The sequence below is a fragment of the Bacillus sp. 3a genome, assembly GCF_017161885.1.
Lineage (GTDB): Bacteria > Bacillota > Bacilli > Bacillales > Bacillaceae > Bacillus > Bacillus safensis.
Window position 1 is genome coordinate 3,576,448 of the sequence record NZ_CP067376.1, and the last position, 25,415, is coordinate 3,601,862.

30 protein-coding genes and 2 pseudogenes are annotated in these 25,415 nt (G+C 39.1%); 10 read left to right on the forward strand and 22 right to left on the reverse strand.

Annotation, left to right across the window (positions count from 1 at the left end):
- Window positions 1-21: 21 nt before the first annotated feature.
- Complete coding sequence (locus JJ692_RS18050) at window positions 22-921, reverse strand: cation diffusion facilitator family transporter (RefSeq protein WP_206534046.1); 900 nt, start codon at window positions 919-921, stop codon at window positions 22-24.
- Window positions 922-1,403: 482 nt separating this feature from the next.
- Between JJ692_RS18050 and gabP the strand changes: the two are divergent.
- The 3 genes and pseudogenes from gabP to JJ692_RS18065 all read left to right on the forward strand — a co-directional run.
- Window positions 1,404-2,800 (forward strand): annotated as a pseudogene (gabP, locus tag JJ692_RS18055) (GABA permease); the annotation flags it as partial.
- Window positions 2,801-2,889: 89 nt separating this feature from the next.
- Window positions 2,890-4,422, forward strand: coding sequence for a multicopper oxidase family protein (locus tag JJ692_RS18060; RefSeq protein ID WP_073204075.1), 1,533 nt, complete (start codon window positions 2,890-2,892; stop codon window positions 4,420-4,422).
- A gap of 272 nt (window positions 4,423-4,694) precedes the next feature.
- Window positions 4,695-5,063 (forward strand): carboxymuconolactone decarboxylase family protein, encoded by a 369-nt coding sequence (locus tag JJ692_RS18065; protein ID WP_206534047.1) that lies wholly within the window; start codon window positions 4,695-4,697, stop codon window positions 5,061-5,063.
- Between the two features lie 214 nt (window positions 5,064-5,277).
- Here the strand turns inward: JJ692_RS18065 and JJ692_RS18070 are convergent, their stop codons facing one another.
- On the reverse strand, window positions 5,278-6,327 hold the full coding sequence (locus tag JJ692_RS18070; protein WP_122631710.1) for a hypothetical protein: 1,050 nt from the start codon (window positions 6,325-6,327) through the stop codon (window positions 5,278-5,280).
- Between the two features lie 73 nt (window positions 6,328-6,400).
- Window positions 6,401-6,769 carry an RlpA-like double-psi beta-barrel domain-containing protein gene (locus tag JJ692_RS18075; protein WP_024424478.1) on the reverse strand — a complete coding sequence of 123 codons (369 nt, stop codon included), beginning with the start codon at window positions 6,767-6,769 and terminating at the stop codon, window positions 6,401-6,403.
- A 209-nt stretch (window positions 6,770-6,978) separates the two neighbouring features.
- On the opposite strand from JJ692_RS18075, the gene JJ692_RS18080 reads away from it, so the two are divergent.
- Together JJ692_RS18080 and JJ692_RS18085 are read left to right on the forward strand one after the other, a co-directional pair.
- Entirely contained in the window at window positions 6,979-7,653 is a 675-nt protein-coding gene (locus tag JJ692_RS18080; RefSeq protein ID WP_103132252.1) for a hypothetical protein, read from the forward strand.
- Window positions 7,654-7,777: 124 nt separating this feature from the next.
- On the forward strand, window positions 7,778-8,245 hold the full coding sequence (locus JJ692_RS18085) for a hypothetical protein (RefSeq protein ID WP_206534048.1): 468 nt from the start codon (window positions 7,778-7,780) through the stop codon (window positions 8,243-8,245).
- Window positions 8,246-8,292: 47 nt separating this feature from the next.
- On the opposite strand, the gene JJ692_RS18090 is transcribed toward JJ692_RS18085, so the two are convergent.
- The 8 genes from JJ692_RS18090 to JJ692_RS19205 form a co-directional block, all read right to left on the reverse strand.
- Window positions 8,293-8,730, reverse strand: coding sequence for a hypothetical protein (locus JJ692_RS18090; RefSeq protein WP_206534049.1), 438 nt, complete (start codon window positions 8,728-8,730; stop codon window positions 8,293-8,295).
- Between the two features lie 619 nt (window positions 8,731-9,349).
- Window positions 9,350-10,267 (reverse strand): hypothetical protein, encoded by a 918-nt coding sequence (locus tag JJ692_RS19065; RefSeq protein ID WP_241257989.1) that lies wholly within the window; start codon window positions 10,265-10,267, stop codon window positions 9,350-9,352.
- Window positions 10,268-10,470: 203 nt separating this feature from the next.
- On the reverse strand, window positions 10,471-10,701 hold the full coding sequence (locus JJ692_RS19070) for a hypothetical protein (protein WP_241257991.1): 231 nt from the start codon (window positions 10,699-10,701) through the stop codon (window positions 10,471-10,473).
- 589 nt (window positions 10,702-11,290) lie between these two features.
- Window positions 11,291-11,605 (reverse strand): hypothetical protein, encoded by a 315-nt coding sequence (locus tag JJ692_RS18100; RefSeq protein ID WP_206534050.1) that lies wholly within the window; start codon window positions 11,603-11,605, stop codon window positions 11,291-11,293.
- A 162-nt stretch (window positions 11,606-11,767) separates the two neighbouring features.
- Window positions 11,768-12,043: a hypothetical protein gene (locus JJ692_RS19075; protein WP_241257993.1), complete on the reverse strand. Its 276-nt coding sequence runs from the start codon at window positions 12,041-12,043 to the stop codon at window positions 11,768-11,770.
- Between the two features lie 11 nt (window positions 12,044-12,054).
- Entirely contained in the window at window positions 12,055-12,276 is a 222-nt protein-coding gene (locus JJ692_RS19080) for a hypothetical protein (protein ID WP_241257995.1), read from the reverse strand.
- Complete coding sequence (locus JJ692_RS19200; RefSeq protein WP_277602650.1) at window positions 12,239-12,475, reverse strand: SIR2 family protein; 237 nt, start codon at window positions 12,473-12,475, stop codon at window positions 12,239-12,241. The genes JJ692_RS19080 and JJ692_RS19200 overlap by 38 nt, the downstream gene beginning before the upstream one ends.
- 31 nt (window positions 12,476-12,506) lie before the next feature.
- On the reverse strand, window positions 12,507-13,073 hold the full coding sequence (locus JJ692_RS19205) for an SIR2 family protein (RefSeq protein ID WP_277602651.1): 567 nt from the start codon (window positions 13,071-13,073) through the stop codon (window positions 12,507-12,509).
- Between the two features lie 138 nt (window positions 13,074-13,211).
- Between JJ692_RS19205 and JJ692_RS19090 the strand changes: the two are divergent.
- Window positions 13,212-13,391, forward strand: a pseudogene (locus JJ692_RS19090) (site-specific integrase); the annotation flags it as partial.
- A gap of 83 nt (window positions 13,392-13,474) precedes the next feature.
- Here the strand turns inward: JJ692_RS19090 and groL are convergent.
- Together groL and groES are read right to left on the reverse strand one after the other, a co-directional pair.
- A complete protein-coding gene (gene groL / locus JJ692_RS18110; RefSeq protein WP_024424467.1) occupies window positions 13,475-15,109 on the reverse strand; it encodes a chaperonin GroEL in 1,635 nt (544 codons plus the stop codon).
- Between the two features lie 54 nt (window positions 15,110-15,163).
- A complete protein-coding gene (gene groES / locus JJ692_RS18115) occupies window positions 15,164-15,448 on the reverse strand; it encodes a co-chaperone GroES (protein WP_024426730.1) in 285 nt (94 codons plus the stop codon).
- Between the two features lie 229 nt (window positions 15,449-15,677).
- On the opposite strand from groES, the gene JJ692_RS18120 reads away from it, so the two are divergent.
- Genes JJ692_RS18120 through JJ692_RS18130 form a run of 3 tightly spaced genes read left to right on the forward strand, consistent with a single transcriptional unit; the run spans window position 15,678 to window position 17,286 of the window.
- Window positions 15,678-16,412, forward strand: a complete 735-nt coding sequence (locus JJ692_RS18120; protein ID WP_206534051.1) for a CPBP family intramembrane glutamic endopeptidase — start codon at window positions 15,678-15,680, stop codon at window positions 16,410-16,412.
- Window positions 16,409-16,603, forward strand: coding sequence for a YdiK family protein (locus JJ692_RS18125; RefSeq protein WP_003213897.1), 195 nt, complete (start codon window positions 16,409-16,411; stop codon window positions 16,601-16,603). Before JJ692_RS18120 ends, JJ692_RS18125 begins: the two co-directional genes overlap by 4 nt.
- Window positions 16,604-16,659: 56 nt before the next feature.
- Window positions 16,660-17,286 carry an NUDIX hydrolase gene (locus JJ692_RS18130; protein WP_206534052.1) on the forward strand — a complete coding sequence of 209 codons (627 nt, stop codon included), beginning with the start codon at window positions 16,660-16,662 and terminating at the stop codon, window positions 17,284-17,286.
- Between the two features lie 38 nt (window positions 17,287-17,324).
- Here the strand turns inward: JJ692_RS18130 and tatC are convergent, their stop codons facing one another.
- Genes tatC through moaC form a run of 4 tightly spaced genes read right to left on the reverse strand, consistent with a single transcriptional unit; the run spans window position 17,325 to window position 19,457 of the window.
- Window positions 17,325-18,083 (reverse strand): twin-arginine translocase subunit TatC, encoded by a 759-nt coding sequence (gene tatC, locus JJ692_RS18135; RefSeq protein WP_073204051.1) that lies wholly within the window; start codon window positions 18,081-18,083, stop codon window positions 17,325-17,327.
- 6 nt (window positions 18,084-18,089) lie between these two features.
- Window positions 18,090-18,269, reverse strand: a complete 180-nt coding sequence (locus JJ692_RS18140; protein ID WP_012009077.1) for a twin-arginine translocase TatA/TatE family subunit — start codon at window positions 18,267-18,269, stop codon at window positions 18,090-18,092.
- Between the two features lie 27 nt (window positions 18,270-18,296).
- Window positions 18,297-18,950, reverse strand: coding sequence for a redox-sensing transcriptional repressor Rex (locus JJ692_RS18145; RefSeq protein ID WP_003214118.1), 654 nt, complete (start codon window positions 18,948-18,950; stop codon window positions 18,297-18,299).
- A 15-nt stretch (window positions 18,951-18,965) separates the two neighbouring features.
- Window positions 18,966-19,457, reverse strand: coding sequence for a cyclic pyranopterin monophosphate synthase MoaC (gene moaC, locus JJ692_RS18150; protein WP_025092758.1), 492 nt, complete (start codon window positions 19,455-19,457; stop codon window positions 18,966-18,968).
- Between the two features lie 138 nt (window positions 19,458-19,595).
- Between moaC and JJ692_RS18155 the strand changes: the two genes are divergently transcribed.
- A complete protein-coding gene (locus tag JJ692_RS18155; RefSeq protein WP_206534053.1) occupies window positions 19,596-21,518 on the forward strand; it encodes an ABC-F family ATP-binding cassette domain-containing protein in 1,923 nt (640 codons plus the stop codon).
- 269 nt (window positions 21,519-21,787) lie between these two features.
- On the opposite strand, the gene tsaD is transcribed toward JJ692_RS18155, so the two are convergent.
- Genes tsaD through thiL form a run of 5 tightly spaced genes read right to left on the reverse strand, consistent with a single transcriptional unit; the run spans window position 21,788 to window position 25,400 of the window.
- Window positions 21,788-22,816, reverse strand: coding sequence for a tRNA (adenosine(37)-N6)-threonylcarbamoyltransferase complex transferase subunit TsaD (tsaD, locus tag JJ692_RS18160; RefSeq protein WP_206534054.1), 1,029 nt, complete (start codon window positions 22,814-22,816; stop codon window positions 21,788-21,790).
- The gene (gene rimI, locus JJ692_RS18165; RefSeq protein ID WP_024424460.1) at window positions 22,809-23,237 is read right to left on the reverse strand and encodes a ribosomal protein S18-alanine N-acetyltransferase; all 429 of its coding nucleotides are present in this window, start codon (window positions 23,235-23,237) and stop codon (window positions 22,809-22,811) included. Before rimI ends, tsaD begins: the two co-directional genes overlap by 8 nt.
- 25 nt (window positions 23,238-23,262) lie before the next feature.
- Window positions 23,263-23,952 (reverse strand): tRNA (adenosine(37)-N6)-threonylcarbamoyltransferase complex dimerization subunit type 1 TsaB, encoded by a 690-nt coding sequence (tsaB, locus tag JJ692_RS18170; protein WP_206534055.1) that lies wholly within the window; start codon window positions 23,950-23,952, stop codon window positions 23,263-23,265.
- Window positions 23,933-24,409: a tRNA (adenosine(37)-N6)-threonylcarbamoyltransferase complex ATPase subunit type 1 TsaE gene (gene tsaE, locus JJ692_RS18175; protein WP_034622161.1), complete on the reverse strand. Its 477-nt coding sequence runs from the start codon at window positions 24,407-24,409 to the stop codon at window positions 23,933-23,935. The genes tsaB and tsaE overlap by 20 nt, the downstream gene beginning before the upstream one ends.
- 13 nt (window positions 24,410-24,422) lie before the next feature.
- Window positions 24,423-25,400, reverse strand: a complete 978-nt coding sequence (gene thiL, locus JJ692_RS18180) for a thiamine-phosphate kinase (protein ID WP_206534056.1) — start codon at window positions 25,398-25,400, stop codon at window positions 24,423-24,425.
- Window positions 25,401-25,415: the final 15 nt, after the last annotated feature.

The following is a 25,415-nucleotide window of genomic DNA, read 5'->3' on the forward strand; positions in this document are numbered from 1 at the left end:
ACGTATAAAAAAGAAGCCTTCTCACGATGGGAAAGACTTCTTCTCTTCTTTTGACTTACTTGCTGGCTCCATATGAACATGAGAGTGTAAAATATCATGCTCCTGCTTCATTCTTCGTTCAATTTCATCTGCAATATCATGGCTTTCTGCTATGTTCAAGTTAGGCTCGACCTCAACCACTACATCCACATGGACTGTACTTCCAAGATAACGCGCTTTTATATCCTTTAAATCGCCTACTCCTGGTGTTGCTTCAATGGTCTCTTTATATTTAGACATATCTTTGATATGAAAACCGTCTGTTAACGAATGAGAGGCATCTCTGAAAATCTCCCACGCAGTTTTACAAATAATTAAGCCAATGACAAAGGCTGCTAGCGTATCAATCCATGCCAGCTGAAATTGAGAGGCCATAATTCCTACAAATGTTCCAATACTTACATACGCATCTGATTTATTATCAGCAGCTGCCGCATGGAGAGCCTGGCTATTAATTCGTTTGGACAGATTGCGGTTATAAATATACACACCGTACATCACAACAGCACTTCCTGCTGCTGTCCAAGCCGCGATCAAATCCGGCGTTTGATGCTCAGATGAGAAGAACGACTGGCCTGCACTCAGCAAAACCTGAAGTCCAACAAGCATCATGATAAAGGAAGCCACAAGAGACGCAATATTTTCCGCTCTAAAATGACCATACGGATGATCTTCATCAGGCGGCTTTTGAGAAATACGCAGCCCAATCAACACAGCAAGGGATGCAATAATATCCGTCGTGTTATTCAATCCATCTGCTGAAAGAGCCTCTGAATGAAACACATACCCAATAATGAGTTTGACCGCAGATAAGATCACATAGGCAATGATGCTGACCCAAGCACCTGTTTCACCTTGTCTTAATTCGTTATAGCGCTCCATGTTGAACCGCGCCTCCTCACACATCACTTTTCTATTATTTATCTTACAAAGCAAAGCCCGTGTGGGTCTACAGCAACATGATTCGCTTATGTCAGCAAAATAGGATAAATAGAAATGTGTTGACCTAAGTAAACTTATTTTTACAAGGTCAAATGACCTCAAGACCTACTCCCATCAACCTTTTTCCAATTCTCTTCGAAATAGACATATCGTCAAATCATTCTTCTCTGGTAAATTATCAGAATAATTTTATTTTGAGACACAACTTCCCTCCTTCCTTTTTTATGCTATTTTAAAAATAAACAGAGGGAAAAGAGGGAACATAATCTCTCAAATCCTTTCTACTTTTTAACATCATGTTAAGAGGTTTGAAATGTCAGTTTGATAACCTGTCCAATGCTGAATGACAATTCAGTATGATAAAATTTAAAATATTCTAAAAACAAATTCTCTATTCATGAGAAATGTTTGGAGGTAAAGAAATGTCCAACATGACAAACGGTCTTCAAAAAAACCTTAAAACAAGACATATTTCGATGATCTCCATTGCTGGGGTCATTGGGGCAGGGCTATTTGTTGGTAGTGGCGCTGTCATTCATTCTGCAGGGCCTGGATCCATTCTTTCCTATTCTTTTGCCGGACTTCTGGTGATCTTTATTATGAGAATGCTTGGAGAAATGGCATGTGCCTATCCGACAAGCGGTTCTTTCTCACAATATGCGAGCGATGCCATCGGTCCATGGGCCGGGTTTACAATCGGCTGGCTTTACTGGTTCTTCTGGGTGATCGTCATCGCCATCGAAGCCATTGCCGGTGCTGCCATTATTCAATATTGGTATGGAGATGCACCTGTTTGGCTCACAAGTCTTATCCTCACAATCCTCTTAACATTAACAAATATCTTTTCTGTTAAATCTTTTGGCGAATTTGAATATTGGTTTTCATTAATTAAAGTCGTCAGCATCATTCTCTTTCTACTCATTGGTTTTGCATTTATCTTTGGTTTTGGCGGTCATCATACTTCAGGTCTTGCCAATCTAACAGGGAACGGCGGTTTTCTTCCAAATGGATTCAGCTCTGTGTTACTCGGAATCGTCGTCGTCATCTTTTCCTTCATGGGAACGGAGATTGTGGCCATAGCGGCCGGTGAATCAGCAGACCCAGTCAAATCTGTGACGACAGCCACCCGCTCTGTTGTATGGCGTATTATCGTATTCTATGTCGGATCAATTGCTGTCGTTGTCACCTTGCTTCCGTGGAATTCCGCAAGTATTTTAACAAGCCCGTTCGTTGCGGTATTAGAATACATTGGTGTTCCATCAGCCGCTCAAGTCATGAACGTCATTGTCTTAACAGCTGTTCTATCTTGTTTAAACTCCGGTTTGTACACAACGTCCAGAATGCTTTATTCATTAGCAGAAAGAGGCGAAGCGCCGAAACGCTTTATGAAAATCAGCAAACGTGGTGTTCCTGTAGCGGCTACAGTCGCAGGTACCTTCTTTTCCTACATTGCCGTCATGATGAACTACTTTTATCCTGAAACCATCTTTTTGTTCTTAGTCAATGCATCTGGCGCTATTGCCCTTCTTGTTTACTTGGTCATTGCCGTTTCACAATTAAGAATGCGACGCAAAATCGAAAAAGAAAATCCAGAACAGCTCAAAATCAAAATGTGGCTGTTCCCATACCTCACGTACTTTACCATTTTGGTCATTTGCGCCATCTTGGCATCGATGCTGTTTATCGAATCCATGCGGCCACAGCTCATTTTGACGAGTATCATTACCTTTGGCGTACTGGCTGCTTATTTCATCTTTAAACCGAATAAAAAAGTGCCTGCAAATGCGGCGCTTGAAAATAAACACCCGTAATTCTCCCGCTGAAAAGCGGGTTTTTTTATTTTATTCACCTATTTGGATGTCCGCACTTATACTGTATCAAATTGAATTTAAGTGAGGATTAGTCAACATGAACCTAGAAAAATTTGTTGACGAGCTTCCAATTCCAGAAGTCGCGAAGCCCGTCAAAAAGAACCCAAGACAAACGTATTATGAAATTGCTATGGAGGAGGTATTCTTAAAAGTTCATAGAGACCTGCCCCCAACCAAGCTATGGACCTATAATGGCAGCTTGCCTGGTCCAACCATTAAAGCCAATCGAAATGAAAAGGTCAAAGTGAAATGGATGAACAAATTGCCATTGAAACATTTTCTGCCTGTTGATCACACTATTCACCATGGGCAACACGATGAACCAGAGGTCAAAACAGTCGTTCATCTGCATGGCGGCGTCACACCAGCAAGCAGTGACGGCTACCCAGAGGCCTGGTTTTCACGGGATTATGAAGCAACCGGCCCTTTTTTTGAAAGAGAGACTTACGTCTACCCAAATCATCAGCAAGCCTGCACATTATGGTATCACGATCATGCGATGGCATTGACACGACTAAATGTGTACGCCGGTTTAGCTGGGTTTTATTTGATCTCAGATGCATTTGAAAAGTCTTTAGAGCTTCCGAAAGATGACTATGACATTCCTTTAATGATTATGGACCGGACGTTTCAGGAGGATGGCTCACTGTTTTATCCTAGCAGACCAAACGATACGCCAGAGGACAGTGACATACCAGACCCATCCATCGTGCCCTTTTTTTGTGGAGAAACGATCTTAGTCAATGGAAAAGTATGGCCATATTTAGAAGTAGAGCCGCGAAAATACCGTTTTCGCATTTTAAATGCGTCCAATACTAGAACTTACGAGCTGCATCTAGATAACGACGCTACAATCTTGCAAATTGGTTCCGATGGGGGCTTTTTGCCAAGACCCGTTCGCCATCAATCCTTTAGCATCGCGCCTGCTGAACGTTTCGATGTCATCATCGACTTTTCAGCTTACGAAAACAAAACGATCACTCTCAAAAATACAGCCGGCTGCGGACAGGATGTGAACCCCGAAACAGATGCGAACATTATGCAATTCAAAGTCACACGTCCGTTAAAAGGGAGAGTACCTAAAACATTACGTCCGATTTTCAAACCGCTGCCGCCGCTTCGGCCAAGTCGAGCTGATAGAGAGCGTACACTCACACTTACCGGCACACAGGATAAATACGGCCGCCCTATCCTATTGCTCGATAACCAATTTTGGAATGACCCTGTCACAGAAAATCCTCGTCTTGGCAGTCTAGAGGTTTGGTCTATTGTCAATCCAACCAGAGGAACACACCCTATTCATTTGCATCTTGTTCAATTTAGGGTTTTAGACAGAAGACCATTTGATACAGAAGTCTATCAATCGACAGGAGAAATCGTGTATACCGGACCAAACGAAGCGCCTCCTTTACATGAACAAGGCTACAAGGACACCATTCAGGCGCATGCAGGTGAAGTCATTCGGATCGTTGCTCGATTTGTTCCATACAGCGGCCGGTATGTGTGGCATTGTCATATTTTAGAGCATGAAGATTATGACATGATGAGGCCGATGGATATCATTCAGTAAAAATGAAACCACTCTTCCACTAAATGCGTAGAACTTATGAAACTGCTGATTACAAAGGGGCTAACGGACATCCAGTCATTAGCCCTTTTATGATCCATTTCAACATGGAAAAATAAATCGCATGAATCATTCCTTTGAAGAGCGTTCCATACTTAAAAAGTTGACGCAGCAACCGATAATACTACTATATACCCATTACATCTATCAAAAGGCACATAAGCCATAATGAACGAACAAATGGAAAATTGCGATAAAAAACGGAGGAGTTCAATTTGAATGAAGAAAAAGAGACTTGCCAGGAACAAGAAACAGCGGCAGGTAACAGAGAGAAGCTTTCAATTTATGAAAACGAGAGCATTCGGTCAAACATTGAACAACTAACCATTGAACTCAGTGAACAAAAAGAATTCAATCACTTCATATTAGATGAAAAACAAAAGGCCATCAGCACATTATCTTCCCTCATCACAAAAGGCAATTGTGATGAAGACTTAAAGACTCATTTTGAACAAGCATTACATATCGGACTTTCTGTTATAGAGATTATGGAGATTATTAAACACTGTACAAAGGTTGCTGGCTTCCCTCACTCCATTAATGCCCTGTTTATCTTTCAAAACTTATTAGATGAAAACAAATAAAACAGAGAAAACGAGATGTCATCAGTCCTCTCGTTTTTTTATGTTCACTCATATTACTCTTTTTCTTTTCCTCTGTCACATAAGCAAAATACGAAAATAGCACTCGTATCCCTGCATAAAAACTGATTTTCCTTCTATAAATCCACCATTTCTCCAGCATATCAAGTGACAAAATAAAAAAACGTCCAGTTATATAAATAACTGAACGTTTCCTTTATCGATTGACAGTGAAATTATTAACGATTCCGCCATCCTTCTCCCAAGCGGCTTCCACTGTTTTCTTCTTCATATTGTATTCAAAAATCGTTCTTACTTTCGCCTTTCGTCCGGTGTCATCCTTTAATTCTTCTGCGTCTTTTGCAACACCTAAGAAATAAACAGACGACCCGTCCGTAGAAAATTGCGGCTGTGCAGCACTTAAAATATGAACATCCTGGCTGTTTTTAACGAGTGTCGTCGTTTTTCCTGTTTCTACATCAAGCAACTTAATCGAGGATATTTCTTTTTCTTTACGAACCTTTACTTCTGTATAAATCAATTTCTTATGATCTGGAGAAAATGAAATATCATTGATCGTTTGTGAGATACGTGCAATGCGTTTCCCCTTCTCACCTGTTTGAAGGGTGATCTTCATGGTTGTTGGTTCAGGATCTCTGCCCTTTTCATTTGCTTCATCGGTTTTTTGATAATCTTCTTTTAAAGAATAATGCTGGATTGCCAAATCATTTGAAGTCGGATCATATGCAAAAGAACTCACCGTATCATCCTTGCTTTTTTCCGGATACAGCTCTTTCATTTTGTGTGTTTTCAAATCAAAAGATGCGACATAAAATTGCTCTCCAGAATCCTTGTTATACCTTAGAAATAACTTCTTTCCGTCACCAGACAGCCTCATACTGTCGATAGAATCATCACTCGTAAACAGTGTTTTTTCTTCGTCAGATTTCACATTTAATTCCCGAATACTCACCTTTTGCGTGTCTTCATCCGTATACGTGTAATATAAAACCTGTTTCGTAGAATCATAAGCAATCGAAGGATATGCTGTCAGTTTCTCCGTATGAAGCGCCCGATCATGCAAGTAATAAGTATTGTTTAACTTTTGATCTGTAAATGAAACGAGCAATTCGTCTTTTGCATCTTGATTTGTTTTGACCTTTCCTGTATGTTTCGCCTCTTGCCCAGGCTTCATCATGAAGAAAATAACTGCCGCAATCACTGCGACGCCAATGACTGTGATGATCCACCATGTTGATTTTTTCATTGCCTTTCAGACCCTCTCTACAAGAAAAGAAGCCAGAAAATGAACTTTTCCCGCTTCTTTGCATGCCTATGTATTAATAAGTGTAATGCCCTTTTACGACACCTTTACTTGTTTTATACCCAAGTGCTTTGAATGCTTTTGGACTTACGTCTAATACAGCATTTGGCATTCTGCCTACATCATATTTATATACTGTAATCACTTTATGTGGTTTCGCTTTTGTTGTCACTCTTAGTTTTGTACCTTTTTTCGGTACGTCAAAGCCCATTTTAGTTGCTGCATCCCAATGACCGAGTTTTTTTCCATCTGCGCCTTTTTTGCCGACACCATTATACCAAGTAATATTGCCGCTTACTTTTTTTGCACTTGCTCCATGTGAGAAACTGAATGCTAAAAATAAACTAGCCACTGTTACGATTGTCGTGATAAGCTTTTTATTCATTAAGAAATCCTCCGTTTTTGGTTTCTGCACTCATTATACATGAAGATGAACCCAGTTATTTTACAGACACATTACAATTCAAATACAAGTTGACCACTTTATGACCGATAAAGTTCATAAATACTACCATAAACAGTCAGAACATTGTAAGCAGCCCCCCTCTTTCATTTTATATAATAAAAGTGAATCAAATTTAAGGGGGAATTTTCATGAAAAAGTGTTTCACCGTTTTGATTGTAAGTTTGGCCTTCGTTTTGATGTTTTCAAGTCTTCCTGCCTCAGCGGCTAGTCCTCGTCACGGCGCTATTGTGACGCAAACAGATGAAGCCAAATGGTCAGGTATCTCTGCTGATATTGTCCTGCCGAAAACAGCCACCATTAAAAACGGCTATGCGGACTGGTATCTCGGTCTCGGCTCTGCTGTTGTAGAGAGCGGTATTTCAAAAACGTCTTCTGGCTATAAAGTTTTTCTGGGCAGCGGCTCACAAGGCGGCAGTAAATACTGGAACAGCGAATACGATACAAGTATTAAAGATGGCGCACGTATCAACTTAAAGCTCATCAACAATGGTGATGGCACGGTGTCACTATATGTCAATGGGAAATTGCGCTATAAGCAGCCTGTTTACAACCCTAGCCGTCTGAAAAACCTTGATGTTGTCAAAATGGTACATGGCGTACAGGATAATGGAACAAACAGCTATTCACAAGCAAGCTTTTCGAATGTACAGCTTCGTGCAAATACATCAGGAAGTGTCTATAAAAATTGGGACGGGTCAATCAAATCGTCACTTTTACGTAAAAATTTAGAATCCGGTGCCGCAGCTCCTAAATTCACCGTCATTTCTTCTATCCCATTAAGTACAAGCCTTTCAGCACAATAAGAAAAAAGCACCCTCCATTGGGTGCTTTTTATTGTTCACAGCTTATCAACACTTCTCTTTTAATCAAAACAAAGATTCGTGGTAACATAAACATACAACATTCGACGAAAAAAGGAGAACGAACGTGAAAAAAAGTCTACTTGTTTTCATGAGTCTAGTTGCAAGTCTCTCCATTCTAGCAGCTTGCTCAAATACGACAAAAGAACAAAAACCAGAATCTAAGGCACTTCCAACGATTAATGAACGCATTCAAAAGGAAACGAAAGAAGTGATGGAGCAGTCTAAACTCATCAAAGACACTGACATCACCGTTGATCAAAAGAAAAAAATCATTTCTTTAAACGTAACGGCTTCCTCTGATACCAATAGTGATTACGCTGAAGTCATCGGTTTAAACTTTGCAAAAACGCTGGCCATTGGAGCATCAACTGAAAAAGAAAACAATCTGCATAAACCGGAAAATGACAGCCTCGGTGCCCTCTATTCCTTTTATGACCTAAACATCACCGTGAAACAAGAAAACGGTAAGGTACTGGCAAAAGGAAAGAAAACAACAAATGAAACAAAAATTACTTGGGAAAGAGCCCAATAACTGCTTGATGGATTTTCTTATAAATAAAAAGCTTGTAGAGACTCACTCTACAAGCTTTTTTTAATGTTCATGTCGGTTAAATCATCTCTCATAACATTGACCAGTGCGTGAATATCTGAGTGAGCCCTTGATGCTAATCGTACCAGCAAATCCTCTAAATACTCATACAAATGATGATCTCTCATTATATATTCCTCATATAACGGAATGACAAAGAAATAGAGCAAATCAGTGAATTCAAGTGCAGCGTCATCTTCATCCTCATCGTCTAACGCCTCACCAACACTTTGAATCAACCAATTCAAATCTTCTTTCTTTTCAATCGGAACATACATCAGCTGATGAATATAATCCGTATCCTTCGCTTGTAAAATCCGCTCCGCTGTTTCTTTTGATAGCGCACCAATCTCTGTAGAAGAAATATTCACAACCGTTAATTCGTCCTCTGATCTTACTTGATTCATTTGCAGCAAGTTTTGGTCCATCTCGACTCACTCCCCATTCTCAGATACCTTTATTATAAGGAATTGATCTGATCTTTTATGGAAATAGTGGATTTTTTTATGTAATTTTAAAGAAAATGTGACATTATGATCTATGGTGTCTCAAAACAAAAAAAGCACTCTAAATCTTAAGAGCGCTTTTTCATTCTGCCGCAAATCTTTCTTTCATCGCCTCAGCCATTTCCACTTCCCCCTCTGCTTCGAGCTGTTCAATGATACAGGCATAATCCCTTTCATGGCGATTTTGGCTTAATTTAAAAGCAGCCTGAACTTCATCAATGATGTGATCTTAAATCCTACAATGCCTTTCATTTGCTTCTCTAACAGTTCCTCAGACAACCTATCCCGCTGGCTGTCCTCTGTGACCTTCGTATGTCTCCAGCATTGTGGTTAATTCCTTTTGCTCTTCGTCTCCCATGTGAAAGGCATGCCCCCCCTGTTTGAAAAAGCCCAAATTTTCAGATTTTCATATACCTTCACCTTTAGAATCAAAAACGTCTGATACCTCATCTTCTTGCGGATTAAATCCTCTTTCACAGAAAATGTGGCCCTCTGATATGAGGGTTACTCCACTCACATAATAGTCTCATTCCTAAATAATTTAGATATCTTCTCTTATTTCATTTTCTTCCTCATCAATAAATCCTCTTTTTCCTTTGTAGAAGGTATACTTCGTATAAATTGAATCATATTTATCTGGTGGTGTATTCTCTACAAGTATTATTTGATGATTTTCACTAAGTTCTATTAAAATCTTATAAAACTCATCGTAAACTTCAGGATCATTAATTTTATTTTTTGGAGAAGCAAACTCTTCACCAATTTCCTCTTTCTTCTCTAATGTTCCCACATATTTACTTATTGAGTCCAATAAAAGAATTCCAGGATGACCTTTAGCATAACCCTTGGTTTTACTTGTTAGGATTGCTCCCAAAAAAGAGAGCTGCATACATTCTAATAGTCCACCGCTTTCATGTGCATATACACTTGCTCCATTGTAATACGGTATCATTTGCTCTTGATGAATATTTGTTTCATTTGTAGTATCATATTTTAACCTTTTCATAAAACTCTTATACTTCTTATCTAGAAATTTAAAAATCTCTTCTTTCTCTGCACTACTAACATGTAAAGCTTCAATGTCTTTAATTAGTCGAGATTCTTGGGCCTTCAAATCTTCAATTAGCTTCTCTTTTTCATCAATTTTATGATGTATTCTCAGCGCTTCTTTTAAACTTTCTTGTTTCTTAGTCAACTTATTAATAACTGCGTTAATACTATCAATATGAGAAAGATATGGTACCTCAGTTTTTTTTGAGTACTCTCCTAACGCTTCATTATAAATTGATTGTTTTTCCGAAAGTAATGAAATTTCTTTGTTATAATCTTCAATTTGTTTACTTTCCTTTTCAATTAGCCCCTGAACTAAACTTATTTTATTTACAATTTGTTTCTTTATCTTTTGAAGAGTCTTCTCAGCATTTTCACTTTGGTGTACTCTATTATGTAAGTATCCCAAAACTTTTTGAACTACAAAGAGGACATTCTACACTTTGGTCAGGAATTGTCAGATTATAATTAAGTTCCAGAGTTTCTTGAACTTCCTTTAGTTCAACTTCATATTCTTTAATCAACAGTTTCTTAGAATTTACTGAAAGTTGACAATGCCTTTATTACGTTGATACTCAAAAATCTCGTTGGAAGTTTCGTTAAAATCATTTTTCAATTTGACATACATTTTATTCTCGTCATTGTTATTACTTTTAGTAACGCTTTTTCCAATACACTGACTTTAATTTCTTTTTGTTCCTCAATCTCTAAATGAAGTTTATCAGATTTTAATTGAAGGCTAAATCTGTCTAGTGCATCTAAATCTTTCAAATATGAATTTAATCCATACAATTCTCTTCTTGTTTCATCAATTTCATTTTTGTACTTTAACCAATTGTTCATTTAATGTATCCTTATCAACATCTACTAAGTTAAACATCATTTTAAAAGCATGAGGATTTTTATTTGCTTTGAAGGTGCTCTTTTTCTCTAAAAATCACCTGTTCCAAGTTCATGCTGATGAATATATACATACCTAAAAATATCTCTAAAAGATACAGTTTCTATTTCTTTTTGATTACTATGTTTTTGATGACGTATTAATTTATATTCATTTATATTTAATTTGTTCATTAAAATCTTCATCGCATCTTGAATATCGAGGGTCTTAGGTGTATATTCATCTAAATTTTCATAGGGACAAAAATAAATGCTAATTTTAGTTTGTTTCTTTTTTTTAACATTCTGTTTAAAGTTAAAATCTCTTTATCAATGCTTAACTCTAAAAAACTTGATCACACTTGGCATCTAATTCAAGCTGAACATTTAAATCAATTTTTTTCAGATTTTCCAAAACAATAATCAATCAAACTAAGTATAAGAGATTTCCCAGATGTTTTTTCACCACTTATAATGGTTAAATCCTTATTAAAGTGTATTACCCTTCTATAAGAGATACCCTGAACTATTAATTTATGTAGAATTATACGACTCAATACCTTCCCTCCTTAATTCTCTTAGCATTTTCTGCTGAATAGCTTATTTTTGTATACATTTCAACATATTTATTAAAAAGTGAATTTAAATATTCCGATTTATTATCATGATAAAATTTTTCTCCAGAAGATATTAATTTCACTTTTAATTCACCTATTTTTATTATACATCTTCCTTTTACCTCAATAAATTGTAAATGTGACATGATTAACAGTATTTCATTTATTTTTGTTTGAAAACGAAAATATTGATTAGGAGAAAGAGTAAATTTATCAATATTGTCTATATCATCATGAAAGATCTTAGCCAAATCAAAATTTACTAAACTATAATAAAATAAAATTTCTTCTACTTTTCTTTTTGTTTTTTATTTTGAATAGAAAGCGCATTCATTAAACATAATACCTTCATAATGTCTAATTTTTGATTATTGAATAAAAGTTGTATTGAGATAGGTACCGAAGATTTATATTTAGTTTCTAGCTCCATCGAAACGTTCCCTCCCCCACCATATCTCTTCTTTTTCATTATCTGCTAGAATATGAACAAAACCTCTATTTTCAGATTTATTCGATTTATTAACTTTTAAAAATTCATTGTATCTTCCAAAATCAATTTCCTCTAGACTTTTATGAACTTCTTTTAAAAATTCTTCACTGTCACCATGTTCTGAATATGAATCAACATATCGATCCATATATTCAACAAATACTTGTCCTAGTATCAAATCTATGACATCGATAGACATTCCTAGTTTATTCAAAGCTCTAATATATTCATCTGCCGTAACATAAAAACAGAACTTAATTCTATTAAAGCAGGATTTATTTTTTCTAATTTTAACTTTTTATAAAATAAGTTGCCTTCTAAGTTTTTCTTAAAAGATTTTAATCCAGCACCTGCTACAACTACGGAATTATTTTGTTTACCTTCATTATTAGATTCAAGGCTCTTTTTTTTTTGCAGGTTTAGAAATTTCATGAAGGATTTTTCTTATTTCAGCTGGATGAGTTGAGTTTTCTGCATCATAAGGAATGGTAATTAATCCGTAGTTTTTTCTTAATTCTCTAATCTTATCTTCAGTTGGATTACTTAATAAAATGTAGTGGGTACTTTTAAAATATTCTTTATGTTCTTTAATTAAAGTCTTAATAAATTGATCGTCAAAGGAAAACCCCATAAACAAAAGCTTTTATTCGCAGTTACAGCTTTCAATAAATTGTCGTATTTTTATCATTATATAATTCTTGATAACTTTGTCGACTAATTACAATGTGTCCAGAGTTAGAAATGGTTCCGTGTAGGTGACAAACCCTTTTTTGACTAAATAATTTTTGAGTACTAAAATTTATATCCTTAAGAAGGATGGGTTGTAAATCAAATTTCAAGTATTCTTGTAAGAGGTTTTCATAATTAGTAGTCAAGTATAAAGAGAAATTCATTTTACTAAGGTCATAATAGTTATGCTCGGAATTGTCATCTAATTTTTTTTGTTTTTCTAAAATTAATTCTACTATTCTTTCTTGAATATCTTCCTCTTCTATAGGAGCATATTTCTTTATTTCATCGATAGCCCCCCAATAGTCATGTTTTTTCAAGTCTATTTCAACTGCTTGTTTTATAAAAGCTAATTGCTCTACAGCATATTTTTCAGTTAAATCTCTAATTAGCCCCCCCCAAGTTGGCACTTTAAAAGGTAAAGATAGTCCAGCACCAATAAAGGGTACTAGTATTCCATCATGGTAATCTTTTTTTAGATCTTCTAAGTGAATGTTCATATTGCCTCCTCTTTCTCTACTCTTAATTAAAAGTCCAGAATATGGTTTTTTATATTCATTTTAACTTATCATTACAGTTATATCCATATAAATCCTCTCCTTACCCTTTTTAACTCCATATCTTCGAATTCTACTTTTCTAACACCATCACAATCCCATACTTCACTTCTTGCTGAGGCTGGTGTGGATCTTCAAAGGATAATGGATAGACTTGGACATACAGAAGATCAAACAACAACTAAAATATACCTTCACATAACAAAAGCCCGAAAAAAAGAAGCTTCTCAAAAGTTCGGAGAACTAATGAAAAGCCTCTAATTTATCTATGTGGCATCAAAATGGCACCAAAATGAGTGTGACTTACGGATAAACCCTTATTAATCAAGGGTTTAAATCCGTTTTTACATCATGCCGCCCATTCCACCCATGCCGCCCATATCTGGCATTCCGCCGCCTGAGCCGCCTTCTTCTGGTTTGTCAGCAACGACTGCTTCAGTTGTTAGAAGCATTGCTGCTACAGAAGCTGCGTTTTGAAGTGCAGAGCGAGTTACTTTTGTTGGGTCAACGATTCCTTTTTCGATCATGTTTACCCATTCGTTTGTTGCTGCGTTGAAGCCTACGCCAATTTCTTCGTTTTTCAAGCGCTCAACGATAACGGATCCTTCAAGACCAGCGTTGTGAGCGATTTGACGAATTGGCTCTTCAAGAGAACGTAGAACGATGTTTACACCTGTTTGAACGTCACCATCTGCTTCGATTGAAGCGACTTTGTTGTATACATTCACAAGTGCTGTACCACCACCGGATACGATACCTTCTTCAACTGCTGCACGAGTTGAGTTCAGTGCATCCTCGATGCGTAGTTTACGCTCTTTTAGTTCTGTTTCAGTTGCAGCACCAACTTTGATGACAGCGACGCCGCCAGCTAGTTTTGCAAGACGTTCTTGTAATTTTTCTTTATCGAATTCAGAAGTTGTTTCTTCTACTTGAGCACGGATTTGGTTCACACGTGCTGCGATTTGAGCAGAATCTCCTGAGCCCTCTACGATTGTTGTGTTTTCTTTTGTCACAACGACTTTAGACGCACGGCCAAGCTGACCGATTTCAGTTGATTTCAGGTCAAGTCCTAGGTCTTCTGTGATCAATTCTCCGCCAGTTAGAACAGAGATGTCTTCAAGCATTGCTTTACGACGATCACCGAATCCAGGAGCTTTTACTGCTACTGCGTTGAATGTACCACGAAGTTTGTTCACAACAAGAGTTGCAAGTGCTTCGCCTTCTACATCTTCAGCAATAAGCAATAATGGTTTTCCTTGTTGTACAACTTGCTCAAGTACAGGAAGGATTTCTTGAATGTTTGTGATCTTTTTATCAGTGATTAAGATGTAAGGATTTTCAAGAACCGCTTCCATCTTATCAGAATCGGTCACCATGTATGGTGAAGCATATCCGCGGTCAAATTGCATACCTTCAACCACTTCTAGCTCAGTTGTGAATCCTTTAGATTCTTCAATTGTGATAACTCCGTCGTTACCTACGCGTTCCATTGCTTCTGCGATTAGGCTGCCGACTTCTTCGTCTGCTGCAGAAATAGCCGCAACTTGAGCAATTGATTCTTTGCCTTCGATTGGTTTAGAAATCTCGTGCAAGCCTTCAAGTGCTACTTTCACTGCTTCTTCGATCCCTTTACGAACGCCAACAGGGTTTGCACCAGCTGTTACGTTTTTCAGACCTTCACGAATCATCGCTTGAGCTAGAACTGTTGCAGTCGTAGTACCGTCACCAGCTACGTCGTTTGTTTTGCTTGCAACTTCAGCCACAAGTTTTGCACCCATGTTTTCAAATGCATCTTCTAATTCGATTTCTTTTGCGATCGTTACACCATCATTTGTGATAAGTGGAGAACCGAATTTTTTCTCAAGAACCACGTTACGTCCTTTAGGTCCTAAAGTTACTTTTACAGCATCTGCAAGTGCATCTACACCACGTAACATTGCGCGACGTGCTTCTTCACTGAACTTAATATCTTTTGCCATAATAACGAAACCTCCTCAGTCTTTTTAAAAATTTATCTCAATGTTTTTATGTGATTAACCAATAACAGCTAAAATGTCGCTCTCACGAAGGATTAAATATTCTTTTCCTTCATATTTCACTTCAGTGCCTGCATATTTTGAGAAGATAATGCGGTCGCCTGTGCTTACTTCTAACGCAACGCGCTCACCACTTTCAAGTACACGCCCTGAACCTGCTGCAACAATTTTACCTTCTTGCGGTTTTTCTTTTGCAGAATCCGGTAAAACAATACCGCTAGCGGTTTTTTCCTCAGATTCAACGAGTTCAATGATTACGCGATCGCCTAATGGCTTTAACATAAGAAACAACCTCCTCAATTTTTATATGTAGTCTTTTTTAGCACTCATCACCAGCGAGTGCTAACACATTTATTATAATAAAGAATGTCTTCTGCAATTTCAAGTGAAAACCTTTAAAAATTTTTACGCTTTCACGATCTTTTTTGGTCTCAGATTCTTTCCTTTTCATCGAAAAAGGAGACTTGTGTTACAATAAATCTAGTTCTTTTAGTAAAGGGGTTTTCGTTACTTGAAAAAACAATATTGGTACATCATCTTAACGTATATATTGGTGCAGGTTTCTGCGTTTCCTTATGTGCTCATTATGAAGTGGTTAGGCTACATTCAATCACCGATGACTCAAACAGAGCTTTCAAAATTATCAGGAACGTGGACAATCATCAGTTTTTGTATCGGATTGATCATTATTCTGCTCATCCTTCGAACCGTCCCAAAAGCTTCACTGCGAAATGAAGCGCCAGTTTCAATCGGTTCTGCTATCGCATGGATCATTGGCGGTTTCTTTCTTTCTCTCTTTGCACAATCGATTGCGGGGGCGATTGAACAATATGCATTCGGCATTGGACGTGAGTCAGAAAATACGCAAACCATTTTATCCATTATGGATGCCGTTCCTTGGCTTGTGATCGTCATCGCCCTGATTGGTCCAATCTTAGAGGAAATCATTTTCCGTAAAATCATTTTTGGAGTCATTTATGAAAAAACGAATTTCTTCATTGGAGCACTTGCCAGTTCAGTGGTTTTCGCTGCTGTACACTATGATTTTCCCCATATCTTGCTCTATACCGCAATGGGCTTTACCTTTGCCTTTTTATATGCGAAAACAAAACGAATCATTGTTCCAATCGGCGCTCATATGCTGATGAATTCACTTGTTGTTCTTGTGCAGATTGAGCCAGTGAAAAAAATGATTGAAGAACAATCTCAAACCATGCAAATGATTATTGGAGGCTTTTTCTCATGAGAAACCCAGTCGTATGGGGCATCATTTATTTTGCCGTAGGTGTCGCTTTCACCTATATGGCCATTCAAAACCCAGGTGACATGTGGTCATTTTACAGCATTTTGCTGATGGTGTTTGCGGCCTATAATATCAATATCGCGCTTAAAATGTTTGCCTTCTCTGTCAAACTCAAAAAACAGCAGCAAAAATAAATCAAAAACCATTTTCCGCGGTTGGAAAATGGTTTTTTTATGGAGGACGTGTCTTCATGGAACATGAAAAACTTCGCATCTTCAATGATCAGCATGAAACGATTGGAGCTGCCGCTCGTTCAGATGTCCACGCCCAAGGTCTTTGGCATGAAACATTTCATTTCTGGCTTCTTAAAAAAGAGCATAGCACCGTGTATCTCTATTTTCAGCTAAGAAGTCCCGCAAAAAAGGATTTTCCTTCTCTGTTTGATATCACCGCAGCGGGCCATCTTCTCGCAGATGAACAGCCTTCTGATGGCTTGAGAGAGGTAGAGGAAGAGCTTGGTCTTTCTATCCCTTTTGAGAACCTCACCTTTGCAGGTGTCATACAGGATGAAATCCATATGCCTTCGTTCATCGACCGTGAGTTCTGCCATCTGTACCTTTATATGAATCAAGAAGAGCACATGGAAGTTTATCTACAGAAAGAAGAAGTCGCTGGTCTGTACAGGGCCAAGCTGCTTGATGCACAGCAGCTCTTGACAGGAACATGTGAAAGAATTCGAATCGAGGGCTTTCAAGTTGATGCAAACGAAGATCGACGTGAGGAAAGCATCGAAGTGGGTGTTCATGATTTTGTCCAGCATGAGCACGCCTATTATGAGCACCTCTTTCATGCGATCAATCAATTTCTTACGCAATAGAAAAAGCATCGTGATCCTCATTGGATCATGATGCTTTTTTATGAGACATAATGACTTTCTTTCTCCTCTGTTTGCTGCATTTTGCGGTAGGTCACTCTTGAAATGATAATGCTCACTTCGTATAAAACGAGCATTGGCAAGGTGACCATGAGGTGAGAAACAAGCTCTGGCGGTGTAATGAGTGCGGCAATGACAAGAAGGACAAAATAGGCATACTTCCGTATTTTTGATAAAAACATCGGTGTGATGATGCCAAGTCTTGTGAGAAACATCAACACGACGGGCATCTGAAACAAAAAGCCAAATGGAAGTGTTAACTGCATCAGAAATGTAAAATACTCATGAATCCCAATGACTTGCTCTACATTTAAATCATTCGACATTCGCATCATAAAGTCGACGACAAACGGAAACAAAATAAAATAAGAGAAAGCCACACCGCTCAAAAATAAAAGCAGTGCAATCGGAATGTAAGCAAGTGTCACCTTTCTTTCTTTCTCATATAAGCCTGGACTCACAAACGCCCACAGCTGATATAAAATAACGGGACACGTCAAAACCAAAGCAATGACAAATGCGAACTGCATAAACACGTACAGTGGATCTGTAAGCTTAAATGCGTTCAGCGTGAGTGTTGCCGCTTCATCGGTATTTTGTAAATACACAATGACCGGCTTAGCGAGAAAAAAACCAGCCACCATAAAGGCGACAAAAAACATCGCAATGATCACTAAACGTTTTCGCAGTTCCACAATATGCTCCATAAGCGGCATATCTTTGACATTCATGAAGCTCATCCTATTCTACTGATCTTCTTTTTTCTTATTTTCTTCCTGATCATCAGCTAAACCTTTTGTGGCATTTTTGAATTCACGTAATGTATCTCCTGCTGCTCTTCCTAGTTGAGGAAGCTTTTTCGGCCCAAAAATAATGAGCGCAACAATCGCAATCAAAACCAAACTTCCAGGACCAATCGGACCCATTTGCTCCACCCCCTTTACCCCTTTTCGTCAGTCCTCCTGTGTAACAGAGTAATGCTTTAAGAAATACACAAGAGACTGAAGTTCAACCGCCAAATCTATATGATGAATTCGAATGTGTTCCGGCACATTCAATCGGGCCGGCGTAAAATTAAGGATCCCTTTAATGCCAAGGGCAATCAATCGATCTGTAATGGGCTGAGCTGCTACGGCAGGTACTGTCAAAATCGCAACAGGGATATCTCCTACCTCTTGAACATGCTCTTCAAGCTTATCCAAATCATAGACAGGCACGCCGCCTATCTCACTTCCTATTTTACTCTCATTGACGTCAAAAGCCATTGAAATTTTTGTATTATTATTTTTGATGAAATTATAGTGTAAAAAGGCAGTCCCTAGATTCCCGACACCGATGAGCATGACATTGGTCATTTCATCTTGGTCAAGGGTCTTTCTGAAGAAGGTCAAGAGATAATCGACATTATAGCCATACCCTTTCTTCCCAAGTGCACCAAAGTACGAAAAATCTCGGCGAATGGTAGCAGAATCCACTTTGACTGCATCACTAAGCTCTGCTGATGACACCCTTTGTTTTCCTGATGCATGCAGATTTTTTAAAAAACGGTAATATAGCGGCAAACGTTTGGCTGTCGCTTGTGGAATTTTTGACTGATCTATATTCATATAAGGTCCTCCAACTTAAATATCAGATGCTCTGTGAAAATCACCGTTTTTCCCGCCTGTCTTTTCAATTAGATAGGTAGGACCGATGATCATGCCTTTATCAATCGCTTTGCACATGTCGTAAACGGTCAGTGCACATACTGAAGCAGAAGTGAGCGCTTCCATCTCCACACCCGTACTTCCTTTTGTTTTTACCTGTACTTGAATGTTCAGGATGTGCGCATTTCCGTCTTCCTCCCAATCAAAGGAGATATCCACGCCTTTTAGTGCAAGCGGATGACACATTGGAATGATGGTAGATGTTTGCTTTGCTGCCATGATGCCAGCAACCTGTGCAACAGACAGCACATCCCCTTTTCCAATTTCACGTTGCTCTATTTTATGAAACACTTCTTTTATCATACGAACGCTTGAAACAGCAACGGCGGTTCTCACTGTAGACGATTTGTCACTAATGTCGACCATCTTTGCTCTTCCCTGTTCGTTAAAGTGGCTAAATTGACTCATCTTTCAACGCTCCCTCACTCAAATGATACACTATTTTTTCCTATCTGTCTTTCATTTGAATATGGCGATTGTATGTAACATTTGCCGGTTTACTGCTGATAAGCTACACTTAACATATTATAGCAGAGGTGAAGTTACATGATGATTCTACAAGTGAATCAGCTGTCCAAATCGTTTGGCGCTGATACCGTTTTAACGAATATAAAATTGGAAGTCAAAGCAAGGGATCGCATTGCCATTGTAGGTCGTAACGGCGCAGGCAAATCCACGCTTTTGAAAATCATCGCCGGTCAAATGTCTTACGAGCAAGGTGAGATCATCAAACCAAAAGACCTATCGATCGGCTATTTAGCACAGCATACCGATGTAACGTCTACACGTACGCTAAAAGACGAATTATTATCGGTTTTTGATCATTTAAAAGAAATGGAACAAGAGATGAGAACCATTGAGGAGAAAATGGCTTCCTCCACAGGTTCTGAGCTGGAAGCCCTTATGAAAACCTATGACAGGCTTCAGCAGGAATTTAAAGATCAAGGCGGCTATCAATATGAAGCAGATGTCCGCTCCATTCTTCATGGACTCGGCTTTAGCCATTTTGAAGATGAGACAACCGTCCAATCTTTAAGCGGCGGTCAGAAAACCCGTTTAGCGCTTGGAAAGCTCTTGTTAATGAAACCAGAACTCTTAATTCTGGATGAGCCGACCAACCATTTAGATATTGATACCTTATCATGGCTGGAGCAGTATTTGCAAAATTATACAGGTGCCATTCTCATCGTGTCCCATGACCGCTATTTCTTAGACAAAGTCGTAAACCACGTCTATGAAGTCTCAAGAACTTCGATGAAAAAGTTTGCAGGGAACTATAGTAAATATCTAGAGCTGAAAGCAGAGCAGCTCGAGCGGGATATGAAACTATACGAAAAGCAGCAAGAAGAGATCTCAAAGCTTCAGGATTTCGTGGATCGCAACCTAGCAAGAGCTTCAACCACAAAGCGCGCACAAAGCAGACGCAAGCAGCTCGAACGAATGGATCGTTTAGATAAGCCTTTAGGTGACGAAAAATCCGCAAACTTTCATTTTGATATTACGAGACAAAGCGGCAATGATGTGCTGAAGGTGCATGATCTCGATATTCGTTATGATGAAAAAACACCGCTCCTATCCTCTCTTTCTTTTCAGATTAAGCGCGAGGATAGTGTGGCACTCATTGGTCCTAACGGGATCGGAAAATCAACCCTTTTAAAAACGTTAACGAACACATTAACACCCGTAAAAGGCGACATTACTTTTGGATCTCATGTCACGATCGGCTACTATGACCAAGAGCAAGCCAAACTGACATCCTCGAAAAAAGTGCTCAATGAGCTTTGGGATGACTATCCTCATATGAATGAAAAAGAAATTCGGACATGTTTAGGAAACTTCCTTTTTTCCGGTGATGACGTTTTAAAGCCTGTCCATGCATTAAGCGGTGGAGAAAAAGCACGCCTTGCACTGGCAAAGCTGATGCTCCAAAAAGCCAATTTTCTTATTCTCGATGAGCCGACAAACCATCTGGACTTAGATAGTAAGGAAATTTTAGAGAATGCACTAATCGATTATCCAGGAACCATCTTATTTGTCTCGCATGATCGTTATTTTATCAATCGTCTCGCCACGAAAGTATTTGAGCTTTCGCCTACAGAAACAAGAGAATATCTCGGTGATTATGATTACTACCTTGAAAAGAAAAATGAACAACTAGAGCTGGAAGTACTTCAAGAAAATGAGCCGCTTAAAAAACAAGCTGCACAGCCAGTAGAAAAGGCAAAGCTTTCTTATGCGGAAGAAAAGGAACTGAAAAAGAAAGAAAGACAAAAGCAGCGCAGAATCGAAGAAATTGAAGAACGCATTGCTGTCATCGAAGACAAGCTCGGTGAAAATGAACAGCTGCTATGTGATCCTGATATTTTTCAAGATCACGAGAAGGTCCAAGCCATTCAAACAGAAAATGATACGCTCAATCAAGAGCTGGAATCACTTTTTGCAGAGTGGGAAGAGCTGTCAGAAGCTTAAAGAGTGCCCTATAAGGTACTCTTTTTTCTTTCAAAGAAAATTTATTATCCACAATGATACCCACAATAACTTCTTGATTATTCTTAAATACATTAGACTTATCCACTTTATCCACAGGGTTTTAATCACATATCCACAAAAAAGATCGTATTTATACACACCCTCTTCATTTTAAAACGAAATTTTCTAACAATTGTGGATATATAACGTTTACATGTGAATAAATCGCTTTCATAGAAAATAAAAACCCCTGTAATCCACAGGAGTTTTCATTCATATGAGACTAGCGGCAGCCCTGGCTGCCCATTCATCGCCATATCGCCTCTGATTCCTTTTTCAAACGCAATGGTTCCAGCGGCAGCGATCATGGCTGCATTGTCTGTGCAAAGAGATAATGGCGGAATAATGACTTTCACTTCTGGCAGCTTCGTGAATGCTGAGGTTAAAGCTTCTCTTAGTCCTTTATTGGCAGCGACTCCTCCAGCTAGAACGACCTGCTTCACGCCATAGGCTTCAGCTGCTTTCAATGTTTTCCCAACAAGCACCTCAATGACGCTTGCTTGAAAACTTGCGGCCAAATTCTCTGGGGCAATCGTTTCTCCCTTTTGTGACGCATTGTGTAAGGTGTTGATCACAGCTGATTTTAAACCACTGAAGCTAAAGTGATAAGACCCTTCTTCAAGCCATGCACGAGGAAGCTTAATTGTCGGCTCTCCTTCATGCGCTAACCGATCAATATGAGGTCCGCCTGGGTAAGGGAGACCCATCGTCCGGGCCACTTTATCGTACGCTTCTCCAGCTGCATCATCTAATGTTTCTCCGATGACCTCAAAAGATCCGTGCTCCTTCATTAAAACAAGCTCAGTATGTCCGCCGGAGACAACAAGAGCTAAACATGGGAACTCCAATTCATCAACAAGCTGGTTTGCATAAATATGCCCTGCAATATGATGAACACCAACAAGAGGAATTTGATGGGCAAAGCTCAGTGCCTTGGCTGCATTGACACCAATCAGCAGGGCACCGACGAGGCCAGGTCCTTCTGTGACAGCAATGGCATCTAAATCCTTAAAGCTCATACCCGCCTGTGCCATCACTTCTTCTAATACGATGGTGACTTGCTCCACGTGATGCCTTGAAGCAATTTCGGGTACAACTCCGCCAAATCGTTTATGACTGTCTATTTGCGAGGCCACCACATTCGCCACGATTTCCTTTCCATTTTTCACAATGGACGCAGCTGTTTCATCACAGCTTGTTTCTATTCCTAATATGAATCGATCTGTTTGTTCACTCATTTATATTCACCCACATGACTAATGCATCTTCTCCATTATCCGTATAATAATTCTTTCGAATAGAAGCTGGTCTGAAACCGAGCTTTTCATAGAGGGATTGTGCTGGTGTATTCGAAACCCGCACCTCTAAAGAAAGATGATCTGTCTTTTTTTCTTTGCAAAATTCCATGACATATCGAAGCAATGCTTCCCCGTAGCCTTTTCCTCTATGCTCAGGGAGAATCGCAATGTTCGTAATTTGTGCATCGTCCATGACAATCCAGACCCCGCAATATCCAACAGGCTGCTTATCTTCTTCAATGAGGAAATAATGGCTGTATTGGTTATGGAGAATCTCATACACAAACGATTCCTTTTTCCAAGGCGCTGTAAACGAATGCACTTCAATCGTATACACCTCTGGAATATCCGCTACTGTCATTTGTCGTATCTCTGCTATGTGAAGATTATTTTTGTCCTTCAAGCCATTTCACTTCCGCTTCTGCCAAACGAATATAGTTAGGAACAAGCTGATGGACATCTTCAGCAGGACGATCTGCGCCTAAAAATGCAAGCACTGAAGGTCTTGGGTTATGAAATGTTCCCTCTGCCAGTACAGCCGTTTCTACTAAAATGGAGCGAATGCTCTCTTCATGAAGATGCACATCTTGTCCAAGAAATAGAACAGGCTTTCCTGTCTGCTTCAGTTCATGAAGCCAATCCGTGAGCAGGATATTTTGATCTGGTTCGACCTCTTTGATCAACCCTTTTTCAAACGTATATAGTCCGGTATAAACTTGTCCTCTTCTCGCATCAAATAAAGGTGAGATATACCCATCAAAATATTGGCCATTTGCCGCAAGTGTTTCTAAACTCGAAACAGCTGATATCGGGATAGACAGCGTCCAAGAAAGTGTTTTTGCTATGGTGACCCCGATTCTGACGCCAGTGTAAGAACCAGGTCCTTTTGCCACAACGATTTTGCTTAGTTCGCTTGGTGATACACCACATTCTTTCATCAATGCTTCAACAGTGGGCATCGCTCGGACGGAATGGTTCTTTTTTAAGTATGTGATGCTCTCGCCTATTACAGTGAAATCTCTTACAAGAGCAATTCCTAGTGTATGGTTTGATGTATCAATGGCCAGTATGGTCAAATTTTTTCATCTCCTTACAAAGGGTCTCATAACGCTCCCCTTTTGCATCAAACGTGAGATGCCGTTCTTCTTCACGTTCTGTTCTCAGCATTTCAATTTTTAAATAGGAAGAAGGCAATTGAGGTTCAATAAGATGTGCCCATTCAACCAAGCATACACCTTCACCCTCAAAATATTCTTCGAGGCCGATCTCTTCTTCTGCATCTTCCATGCGGTACACGTCCATATGATATAGTGGCAGTCTGCCATCGGTATATTCTTTAATAATTGTAAAGGTGGGGCTGTTGACGATACGGGTAATTCCTAAGCCTTCCGCAAAACCTTTTGAAAAAGTGGTTTTGCCTGCACCTAAATCTCCTTCTAATGTCAATACATCGCCTGGCATCACAAGTTTGGCCAATGCAGCGGCAATTCGTTTCGTCTCATCCGCACCTTTTGTCGTCCATGTTAATTTCACCGTTGATGTCACCTCATTTCTTAAAATGATTATATCCTTTTTTCATTAACATTGTTTGTTGATCATTGTCTTTTAACATAACACTGGCTGCTTGATCATCTTTGACTTGTCCAATACGTGTGACCTGAATGCCTTCTTTTTGACATTGCGATTCAAAGCTTTCCCAATCACATTCTGGTATCGTACCAGTTAAAACAAAATCTTCTCCCCCAAACAACACCCATTCAAACCAGTCTTTGCGCAGCACCTGTAAATCTGGATGAATTGGAAGCTTATCAGCTTCTATCTCGATTATCACACAGCTCGCTTCGGCTATCTCATTCAACTCACTCGCTAATCCATCACTCACATCATTCAAGGACACACGCGGGAAACTTGAACAAATGTGCCCAGCAGCAATATGAGGCTGAGGCATTTTATGACGCTTAAGAAAAAAATCAGCATCGACCGCCTTAGAAGGGGCTGCTTCGTTCATTAAGATTGATAACCCAGCAGCTGATGAACCAAGTTCACCTGTGACAAAGACAATGTCTCCAGTCTGAGCACTGTGACGATAACAAGCTTTTCCCTTTGAAACCTCACCAATGACCGTCACGGTAATGACAAAGTCACTGCGGGTGGCCACTGTATCTCCACCAATCAAATCCATATGATAGGAGTCAGCCAACGCTTTCATTCCCTCGTAAAGCTCCGTAACAATTGTCTCATCACCATGAGGCGGGATCGCAATTGAAACAAGATAATATTTTGGGGTCCCTCCCATTGCAGCGATGTCACTGACATTGACTGCCAGTGCTTTAAAGCCAACTTCAAATGGTGTTGAAAAGTCAAAACGAAAATGAACATGCTCCACCATTGTATCAACACAAACGACCTCTTCACAATGTGAATGAGGTTGATAAACACTTGCATCATCACCGATGCCCATGATCAAAGAGCGCTGATATGTATCTTTTGGTGTGATTCGGCGAATAAGATCAAATTCATCCATAAAAAGACAGCCCCT